At 68.5% G+C, this 9,084-nt stretch carries 9 protein-coding genes; 2 read left to right on the forward strand and 7 right to left on the reverse strand.

What is annotated here, in order from left to right; translation table 11 throughout:
* Positions 1-37 precede the first annotated feature (37 nt).
* The gene (locus tag RT456_RS09465) at positions 38-904 is read left to right on the forward strand and encodes a TolB-like protein (RefSeq protein ID WP_313345593.1); all 867 of its coding nucleotides are present in this window, start codon (positions 38-40) and stop codon (positions 902-904) included.
* 75 nt (positions 905-979) lie between these two features.
* Here RT456_RS09465 and RT456_RS09470 read toward each other — a convergent pair whose 3' ends face one another.
* From RT456_RS09470 to RT456_RS09485, 4 genes are all read right to left on the reverse strand, one after another.
* Entirely contained in the window at positions 980-1,252 is a 273-nt protein-coding gene (locus RT456_RS09470; protein ID WP_313345628.1) for an SHOCT domain-containing protein, read from the reverse strand.
* 31 nt (positions 1,253-1,283) lie between these two features.
* On the reverse strand, positions 1,284-2,273 hold the full coding sequence (gene hemB, locus RT456_RS09475; protein ID WP_313345595.1) for a porphobilinogen synthase: 990 nt from the start codon (positions 2,271-2,273) through the stop codon (positions 1,284-1,286).
* Positions 2,274-2,298: 25 nt separating this feature from the next.
* Positions 2,299-3,216, reverse strand: coding sequence for a bestrophin family ion channel (locus tag RT456_RS09480; RefSeq protein ID WP_313345598.1), 918 nt, complete (start codon positions 3,214-3,216; stop codon positions 2,299-2,301).
* Positions 3,217-3,334: 118 nt separating this feature from the next.
* Positions 3,335-3,583, reverse strand: coding sequence for a hypothetical protein (locus RT456_RS09485; protein ID WP_313345600.1), 249 nt, complete (start codon positions 3,581-3,583; stop codon positions 3,335-3,337).
* 199 nt (positions 3,584-3,782) lie between these two features.
* Between RT456_RS09485 and RT456_RS09490 the strand changes: the two genes are divergently transcribed.
* Positions 3,783-4,241 carry a hypothetical protein gene (locus RT456_RS09490; protein ID WP_313345602.1) on the forward strand — a complete coding sequence of 153 codons (459 nt, stop codon included), beginning with the start codon at positions 3,783-3,785 and terminating at the stop codon, positions 4,239-4,241.
* Positions 4,242-4,356: 115 nt separating this feature from the next.
* Here RT456_RS09490 and RT456_RS09495 read toward each other — a convergent pair whose 3' ends face one another.
* The 3 genes from RT456_RS09495 to RT456_RS09505 all read right to left on the reverse strand — a co-directional run bounded on the left by RT456_RS09495 (position 4,357) and on the right by RT456_RS09505 (position 9,025).
* Entirely contained in the window at positions 4,357-6,159 is a 1,803-nt protein-coding gene (locus RT456_RS09495) for a DUF885 domain-containing protein (RefSeq protein WP_313345604.1), read from the reverse strand.
* A gap of 81 nt (positions 6,160-6,240) precedes the next feature.
* Positions 6,241-6,759, reverse strand: a complete 519-nt coding sequence (locus tag RT456_RS09500; RefSeq protein ID WP_313345606.1) for a cytochrome c oxidase assembly factor Coa1 family protein — start codon at positions 6,757-6,759, stop codon at positions 6,241-6,243.
* A gap of 37 nt (positions 6,760-6,796) precedes the next feature.
* Positions 6,797-9,025: a S9 family peptidase gene (locus RT456_RS09505; RefSeq protein ID WP_313345609.1), complete on the reverse strand. Its 2,229-nt coding sequence runs from the start codon at positions 9,023-9,025 to the stop codon at positions 6,797-6,799.
* Positions 9,026-9,084 lie beyond the last annotated feature (59 nt).

Genomic DNA, 9,084 nt, shown 5'->3' on the forward strand with positions numbered 1-9,084 from the left:
GGCCTGGATTGGAACGCAAACCCCAATGGAAGCGACTATGCGCACTCCCTTGTCACTGCTCGCGCTGGGCGTGAGTTTACTCTCCGCACCGCACGCGATGGCACTTTCCGAGTTCGGCATCGAAGGCATGGGCGTGGTCTCGACCAAGGCCAACGAAGCCCAGGCGACGATCGCCCCGGACGGTCAACGCATCGTCTGGGCCTCCGACCGCGGCGGTGGCGCCGGCGGCTGGGACCTGTGGCAGGCGGTGCTGCGTGACGGACGCTGGCAGGACCCCACGCCGCTGGCGCTCAACTCCGCCAGCGACGAGGTCGATCCGTTCTTCAGCCATGACGGTGCCTGGCTGTACTTCGCCTCCAACCGCCCGAGCGGGCGCGGCGGGTTCGATCTTTACGGTCTGATGATCCGGCAGGACGGCAGCTTCGGGCCGGTGCTGGCCATGCCGGTGACGGTCAACACCGCCGCCGACGAGCGCCGCCCGGCCGTGCGCCCGGATGGCGAGGTGCTGCTGTTCGCCCGCAATGGCAAGGGCAGCCAGGGCGGGTTCGACCTGTACGTGGCGACCGCGCAAGGCAGGGGCTTCAACTCCGCGACGCCGCTGCCGGCGCCGCTCAACAGTGCGGCCGACGAACTGGGCGGCGACTGGCTGGGCAACGACGGGGCGCTGGCGATCACCCGCGTGGCGGATGGGCAGTCCCGGGTGTGGCTGGTGGGCTGCGATTACGCGAAGCCCGCGGAGCCGCTGGTGCTCTCGTTCAATACCGCCGAGGGGCAGACCGGGGCGCCGGTGGTGGATGCATCCAAGCCCAGCGAGATGGTGGTGGCTGGACAGGCACGGTCGCCGAAGGCGGGCGGGTTGGACCTGTATCGCTTGCGCACGCCTGCCGTGGCTGGCTGTCGGTGAGGGTGCAGCCACGCAGGGCGTGGCGCTACCGTTATAGGCCAGCGTAGCGCCACGCCCTGCGTGGCTGCACGATGTTCAGTGCGCGCGCAACAACGCCGCGCGCTGCTCTTCGTACTGCGCTTCGCTGATTTCGCCGTTGTCCTTGCGCTGGTTCAGCGCGGCCAGCGCGGCCTGGACCGCCGGCGGCAGGTTGGCCTCGCGGGCCAGGCGGGCAGCGGCGGACGGCTGTTCCGGTGCGCGCCGCGCGGCACGCACCACGCCGCGGATGACCAGGCCGATCACCACCGCAAAGGCCAGCACGCCGGTGCCCCAGGTCAACCACTGCACCCATCCCATCGTCTGCATCATCGTCATCCCGTTCGCGTGTTGACGCGTATTGTCAGCGCTCGCGCAGCCAACGCGCCACCTGCGGGGCGAAATAAGTCAGCACGCCATCGGCGCCGGCACGCTTGAAACCGATCAGCGACTCCAGCACGCAGGCGCGTTCGTCCAGCCAGCCGTTGGCGAACGCCGCCTTCATCATCGCGTACTCGCCACTGACCTGGTAGGCGAAGGTCGGCACGCCGAACTGCTGCTTCACCCGGCGCACCAGGTCCAGGTACGGCATGCCCGGCTTGACCATCACCATGTCGGCGCCCTCTTCCAGGTCCAGCGCGATCTCGCGCATGGCTTCGTCGCCGTTGGCCGGGTCCATCTGGTAGGTCTTCTTATCGGCCTTGCCCAGGCTGGCCGAGCTGCCCACCGCGTCGCGGAACGGGCCGTAGAACGCCGAGGCGTACTTGGCCGAGTAGGCCATGATGCGCACGTTGACGTGGTTGCCGGCGTCCAGCGCGCGGCGTATCGCGCCAATGCGGCCGTCCATCATGTCCGAGGGCGAGATGATGTCCACGCCCGCTTCCGCGTGCGACAGCGACTGCTTGACCAGCGCAGCCACGGTGATGTCGTTGAGCACGTAGCCGGTGTCGTCGATGATCCCGTCCTGGCCGTGGGTGGTGTACGGGTCCAGCGCCACGTCGGTCATGACGCCCAGTTCCGGGAAGCGCGACTTCAGCGCGCGGATGGCGCGCTGGGCCAGGCCGTTCTCGTCCCAGGCCGCCGCCGCATCCAGCGACTTGCCGGACGGGTCGATCACCGGGAACAGGTCGATCACCGGAATGCCCAGCTCCAGCGCCTCTTCGGCCACCTTGAGCAGTTCGTCGATCGACAGCCGCTCCACGCCCGGCATCGACGCGACCGGGGCGCGCCCGGCCAGGTCATGCACGAACACCGGGTAGATCAGGTCGTCGGTGGTCAGCGTGTTTTCGCGCATCAGGCGGCGCGAGAACTCGTCGTGGCGCATGCGGCGGGGGCGGTAGTCGGGGTGTGCCATGGGGGTGCTCCGGACGGTAGTCGGGTTACTGCAGCAGGTAGCGCTGCGGTTGCAGGGGGTCGGGCAGCGGGCGTACGCCCAGGCTGTCGAGCAGGTCGATCTCAATGGTGCGCACCATCGCATCCAGCGGCAGGTCGTTGGACTCCAGGCCGAACGGTTCTTCCATTTCTTCGCCCAGCTGGTCCAGGCCGAAGAAAGCATAGGCGAGCACCGCCGACACCACGGGCGTGGCCCAGCCCAGCGAGCTGGCCAGGCCGAACGGCAGCAGCACGCAGAACATCCACGCGCAGCGGTGCAGCAGCAGGGTGTAGGCGAACGGCAGCGGGGTGGTGAGGATGCGCTCGCAGCCGGCCTGGATGCTGGACATGGCGTGCAGGCGGGTCTCGAACTGGGCAAACAGGATCGGCTCCAGCTGCCCGGCGCGCATGGCCACGGCCAGTTCGGCGGCGATCATCGCCAGCAGCTGGTCGGGGGCATTGTCGCGCGCGGCGAAACGCGCCTGGTCGGCGGCGTCCACCCAAGGCAGTGCCGCCAGCGCCTGGTCGCGCCCGCGCAGCCGCGCGGCCAGTACGTGGGCGAAGCCGATGCCAAGCCGGCAGATGCGCGCTCGCCGCAGCGGTGGGTCGTCGAGCAGGGTGTTGCACAGCCGCGCGAGGCTGCGCGATTCGTAGACCAGCTGGCCCCACAGCTTGCGGCCTTCCCACCAGCGCTCGAAACAGGCGTTGTTGCGGAAGCTGAGGAAGATCGACAGGACCAGGCCCAGCAGGGTGAACGGTGCCACCGACACACGCTCGATGCCCGGCGGGTGCCACAGCTCGGTGAACGCGGCCACCGCGATGGACAGCAGCAGGATCGCCAGCACCTTGGGCGCCACCGCCGGAACGATGGAGCCACGCAGGATGTACAGCAGCTGCCAGCCGTGTGGACGAGGGCGAATGATCATGGGGTGGCCATTCTACGCCCTTGCCTTCGGCCGCTTCGCCGGTGCGACGCATCGTCGCAGGTGCCTGCCGGGCGGCCGCGTCAGCGGGGCAGCGCCCTGCTGTGCCGCGGGCGACGGATCAGATGATGCCGCCGCCCAGCGACAGGCGCACGATGCCCACCACCACCACCACTGCGTTGAGCAGCAGGCCGGTCCATGCCCTGCCCCGCTTGGTGGGGTGGGTGAACAGGATGCCCAGCGCGCCGATCACCGCGCCGACCGCGGCGAACGGAATCAGGAACCAGTTGCCCCAGCCAAAGAACGGGATCAGCGCCAGGATCATCCACACCAACGCCAGTACGCCCCACAACAGACTGATCAGCCCCATACCCCTGTTCCTTGCCGTTTTTTGCTGGGCGCAGCGTAGCGGCACCCGCGCCAGCAACGCGTGATGGCGGCGGCAAGACCCGCATGGCGACACGCTCACCCGGCCGGTGCTACCGTCACGGCATGGGGTTGGCACCGATTCAGTGGCCAACCCGGATGATCCAGGCGCAGGCCGACCCGGCCCACCAAGGGGTGAACCCATGAACGTTCGAACCATCTCACTGCTCGGCGCACTGCTGGCCGTGGCCGGCTGTGCCAGCACCTCACGGGTGATGCTGGGCCAGACCCGTCCGCCGACCGATCCGGCGCTGGTGCAGATCTATTCCACCCCGCCGCCGGGCTCGGTTGAAATCGCGCAGCTGGAGTCGTCCAGCGCGGTGGGCTTCGGCACCCAGGGCCAGACCGACGCGGCCGTCGCACGCCTGAAGAAGGAAGCGGCCGCGCTCGGCGCCAACGGCGTGATCCTGATGGGCGTGGCGTCCAGCAGCTCGGGCGGCGGCGTGTCGGTCGGTGGCGGCAGCTATGGCTCGCACAGCGGTGGCGGTGTGGGCATCGGTATTCCGACCACGCAGAAGCGCGCGGCCGGTGTGGCGATCTGGGTGCCCAATCCGCCGCCGGCGGATCGTCTGCCGGTGCAGACGATCACACCAGAACGCTGACACCCAAAAAGGGGACGGACCCTGTTAATCGTTTGGATTAACAGGGTCCGTCCCCTTTTTGTCGTGGTGCCGGCCAGCGGCCGGCAACCACGGCATTGTTGATTGCGCGGCGCAATCAACGGTGCTTTGGAATGAACACCTCGTTGACCGCCTTGGCCAGCTGGTCCGGCGGCAGCAGGCCCTGGTCGAGCAGGAAGTTGTTGAACGCCAGGCGGTCGAACTTTTTGCCCAACGCCAGTTCGGTCTGCATGCGCAGTTCCAGAATGCGGGTGTAGCCGTAGAAGTAGCTGCCCGCCTGGCCCGGCGAACGCACCATGTAGCGGTCCAGCTCCTGGGTGGCCATGGCCTGGGACAGACCGACCTCGTCGATCAGCACGCGTTCGGCGTTGGCGCGCTCGATCAGGCCCAGGTTGAGCATCGGGTCCAGCATCGCGCGGGCGGCGCGCAGCAGGCGGAACTGCAGCGCGATCAGCTGCCCGTCCAGCGGCTCGTACGGCACCATCTCGGCTTCGGCATACAGCGCCCAGCCTTCCACGTTGACCGAATTGAACGCGAACATCGTGCGCGCCAGCGACACGCCGCGCTCGACCATCGCGGTGAACTGCAGCTCATGGCCCGGGCGGCCTTCATGCGCGCTCAGCGTCCACGCGGCCGAACCGAAGTTGAAGTCGTCGTACTGCGCGGCCTTGTCGCCGGCGGCCGGGTTGCCCAGCGGCAGCACGAAGGTGCCCTGCTGGCCGGTGTTGCCCACCAGCGGTGCCGGCAGGAAGTGCGGTGCCGGCGAGGCGGCGCTTTCGGCGGCCGAGCCCAGGCGCATCTGCATCGGGCGCTGCGGCACGTCCACGATCTTCTGCGCGCGGATGATCGGGTCGATCGCATCGATCACGCCACGGTAGTGGTGTTCAAGCTGGTCGTTGGCGATCTTGTCGCCCTTCAGCGCGCGGATTACCGCCACCGGGTCGGTCGGGTCGGACACGGTCAGGCCCTTGGCCTTGACCACCAGCGGCGCCAGCTGGCGCATCGCCGAGCGGGTTTCCATGAATTCCAGCTGCGCCCGCTGCATCAGCAGCTGCGGGTCGATGTCGATGCCCACGCGCTTGAGCTGGTAGGCGTACAGCGGCGCGGGCAGGCGGGCGTCGGCACGTGCCTTGGGCAGCACTTCATTCTTCGTCCAGTCGCGGTACTCACGCAGCTGGGTGGCGATGGTCTTCAGCGCCTCGTCGGCACCGGCGACCTTGTACGTGCCGAACAGCTTTTCGATGCCGGTGATGTAGGTATCGACGTTGGCCAGCGACTGCTCGACTTCGATGCGGGTGGGCTGCAGCAGGCTCTTGTCGGCGAGGCGTTCTTCATAGCGCTGGCGCGACAGCGTGGTGATCGCGGTGGTGCCCGGGGCCAGTCCTGCATAGGCCTTGAGACGATCCAGCGCCTTGGCGCGGCGCTCGGCCGGCACCTGGTCGGAGAGCAGCAGGTTGATGCCGCTGAACACCGTCTGCGGCGTGTCGCTCCACGGCAACATGTACTTCTCGTTGAGTTCGCTGCCTTCGATGTTCTCGTTGGCCGCAGCGATCATGATCGCCAGGTCCTGGCGCACGTTCGGGTCGCGCTCGGTGGAGAGCTTGGCCGTCAGCGCGTCGCGGGCCTTGGCCATCGCGGCGCGGTAGCGCTTGCCGTTGTCGGGGCCGACGTCGGCCACTTTGTCGTCATACCCCGGCACGCCGAAGAAGCCGGTCTCTTCGGGCTGGAACGGGCCCTGCGCATCCAGCAGGATCTGCGCCAGTTCATTGCTGCGGCTCACCCAGGCCTGGGCCGCCGGCGCTTTGGTCGAGGCGGTGGGGGCGGCGGCGAAGGCCGGCGGCGCACTGAGCGCGGCGGGAACGGAAAGGGCCAACGCGACGGCAAGGGCAAGCGGCTTCATGCAGGACTCCTGTGAGCAGATGCCTGCGACCCTACGCACTCAGGCCGGCAGCGGCAATCGGCCGGAGGTCATGGCCAGCGCTCAGCCGCCCCAACGGCCGCCGGGGAGCGGGCAATGGCCCTGCTCGCGGCACTCCTGCAGCGCACACACCTGGGCCGCCTCGGCATCGTCCAGCGCGGTCAGGTCGACCGCCTCGTCCTGGCCGGTAATCGCATACAGCAGGGGGTAATCCCATTGGCCACCTTCGCGGTGGGCCTCCAGGAACAGCTCCGCCTCGCCGCGTGGCCCGGACAGCGACACCGCGAACTGGCTGTAGCCACCACCGCCGGCGGTGCGCTCCATGCTGCCACTGGGCAGGAACCCGTCCTGGATGGGTTCGCCCAGCACCGCCACCAGCTCGGTGCTGCAGCGTGCGCGACGCATGGCTTCCTGGTATGGCTCGCTGGCCCGGCTCCAGCGCGACCACTGCGCCAGCGCGAACCAGACCATGGCAGCGACCGCCAGCAGCACCGCCAGTACGGCGAGCGGCATGGCCCAGCGCCAATGGCGGTGCCACCAGCCGACGCGCGTGGCGCCGGAAGGCGGGAGTGGCAGGGGCATCGGCGTCCTCCTTGGCAGCCCGATCGGATCCGTTCGTTTACGGTTTCAGGCAGCGCGCCAGGAAGTCTTCGGCCAGACGGTAGCGGTGCAGCGCGTTGCTGCCCGACAAGCCGTGCTTGGCACCCGGGTAGGTCATCAGCTCGAACGGTTGGCCGCGCTTCTGCAGCGCACTCATCAACGCGGTGGAATTGGTGAACAGCACATTGTCGTCGGCCATGCCATGGATGAGCAGCAGGCGCGACCGCAGGCCGTCGATGTGCGCCAGCACGCGGGCGGCGTCATAGCCCTTGGCGTTGCGCGCCGGCAGGTCCATGTAGCGCTCGGTGTAATGGGTGTCATACAGGCCCCAGTCGGTCACCGGCGCGCCGGCCACGCCGCAGGCGTACTGCTCCGACGCCTTGGCCAGCAGCATCAGGGTCATGTAGCCGCCGTTGGACCAGCCCTGCACGCCGATGCGCGCCGGATCCACCCACGGCTGCTGCCTGAGCCATTCCACGCCCTTGAGCTGGTCGGCCACTTCCACCGTGCCCTGCACGCCGTACAGCGCGCCGCCGAAGTCACGGCCGCGGCGCGGCGTGCCGCGGTTGTCCAGCGAGAACACCACATAGCCGCGCTGCGCCAGGTACTGGTTGAACAGGTGGTCGCCACGGCCAGGCCAGCTGTCGGTGACGGTCTGGCTGGCCGGGCCGCCATACACATACACCGCCACCGGGTAGCGCTTGGACGGGTCGAAGCCGGCGGGTTTGATCAGGCTGTAATTCAGCGCGGTACGGCCGTCGGCGGCGGTGAGCGTGCCGAACTCCACGGGGCGCTGCGCATCCAGGTAGCGCGCATACGGATGCGTTGGATCGGCCAGGTTGTTTTCCACCAGCGTGGCGATCTTTTCGCCATTCGCGCGGTGCAGCGCGATCTGCGGCGGGGTGGTGGTGCTGGACCAGCTGTCCACATACACGCTGGCGTTGCGCGCGAAGCTGGCACTGTGCATGCCCGCCTCCTGCGATAGGCGCTGCAGCGGGCCGCCCTGCAACGGCACGGCGTAGATCTGGCTTTCGCGCGACGTGTCGACACCGGCGCGGAAGTAGACCTTGCCGGCGTCCTCGTCCACCGCCAGCAGTTCGTCCACCGGCCAGTTGCCGGCGGTCAGCGCGGTGACCGTCCTGCCGTCATCGGACACGCGGTACAGATGCTGGAAACCGGTGCGCTCGGACGACCACAGGAAGCCGCCCTGCTTGAGGAAGTGCAGGCTGTTGTGCAGCGGCACCCAGGTAGGCGAGGTTTCGGTCACCAGGGTGCGCTGCTTGCCGCTGTCCAGATCGGCCTGGATCAGTTCCAGGGTCTTCTGGTCGCGCGACTGGCGCTGGAAGGTCAGGTGCTTCGGGTCGCGCCAGTCGACGCGGGCCAGGTAGATGTCCTTGTTGCGGCCCAGGTCGACCCAGCGCGGTGCGGCGTCGGCACGCGGCGCGATCACGGCCAGGGTGATCGCCACATTGTGGTCGCCTGCCGCGGGGTAGCGCTGCTCGATCATCTCGGTGCGGTCGGCGTACATCTCATAGCGCTTCTGCACCGGCACCGGCGATTCGTCGATGCGGGCGAAGGCAATGGCCGAATCGTCCGGTGCCCACCAGTAGCCGGTGTGGCGGTCCATTTCCTCGTCGGCGACGAACTCGGCCACGCCATTGCCGATGGTGTCGCTGCCATCGCGGGTGAGCTGGATCTGGCGGCCGCTGGCCAGGTCGATCACCCACAGGTTGCGCTCGCGCACGAAGCTGACGAAGCCGCCCTTGGGCGACAGCTTGGCGTCGGTAGCGAAACCTTCACCGTGGGTGAGCTGGCGGACGGCGGCCTTGCCCTGCTTGTCCAGGTCGTACAGGTACAGCTCGCCGCCCAGCGGGAACAGCAGGGTGCGCGCGTCGGGCGACCACTGGTAATCGACGATGCCGGTCATGGCGGCAATGCGCTGGCGCTCGCGGCGCGCCTTCTCGGCATCGCTCAGGGTCTCTTCGCCGGGCAGCACCACCTTGGAGTCGACCAGCAGCCGGGTCTGGCCGCTGGCGATGTCGTAGGCCCACAGGTCCAGCTGGTTGCGGTCGGCCTCCTTGCCACGCAGGAAGCTGACCCGCGAACCGTCCGGGGCCACCTTGGGCTTCATCAGCGTCGGGCCGGACAGCGGCAGCGGGCCGGTGATGGCATCCAGGGTGAGTTTTTCAGCGTGGGCGAGGGTGGTCGAGGCGAGCATGAGGGCGAGCGAGGCAACAAGGTGGCGCATGGAATCTTCCGGCGGCGTCAGGGCGTTCCCGGTCCGGATGGCGACGGAGGGGAGGCAAC

Source organism: Stenotrophomonas sp. (assembly GCF_032099025.1).
In the GTDB taxonomy this organism is placed as follows: Bacteria; Pseudomonadota; Gammaproteobacteria; order Xanthomonadales; family Xanthomonadaceae; genus Stenotrophomonas.

Coding starts and splice junctions, on each gene's coding strand:
- RT456_RS09495 (WP_313345604.1), bottom strand. CDS start 6,159: ATGAAGCCGCTTGCCCTTGCCGTCGCGTTGGCCCTTTCCGTTCCCGCC.
- RT456_RS09465 (WP_313345593.1), top strand. CDS start 38: ATGCGCACTCCCTTGTCACTGCTCGCGCTGGGCGTGAGTTTACTCTCC.
- RT456_RS09505 (WP_313345609.1), bottom strand. CDS start 9,025: ATGCGCCACCTTGTTGCCTCGCTCGCCCTCATGCTCGCCTCGACCACC.
- RT456_RS09485 (WP_313345600.1), bottom strand. CDS start 3,583: ATGGGGCTGATCAGTCTGTTGTGGGGCGTACTGGCGTTGGTGTGGATG.
- hemB (WP_313345595.1), bottom strand. CDS start 2,273: ATGGCACACCCCGACTACCGCCCCCGCCGCATGCGCCACGACGAGTTC.
- RT456_RS09480 (WP_313345598.1), bottom strand. CDS start 3,216: ATGATCATTCGCCCTCGTCCACACGGCTGGCAGCTGCTGTACATCCTG.
- RT456_RS09490 (WP_313345602.1), top strand. CDS start 3,783: ATGAACGTTCGAACCATCTCACTGCTCGGCGCACTGCTGGCCGTGGCC.
- RT456_RS09500 (WP_313345606.1), bottom strand. CDS start 6,759: ATGCCCCTGCCACTCCCGCCTTCCGGCGCCACGCGCGTCGGCTGGTGG.
- RT456_RS09470 (WP_313345628.1), bottom strand. CDS start 1,252: ATGATGCAGACGATGGGATGGGTGCAGTGGTTGACCTGGGGCACCGGC.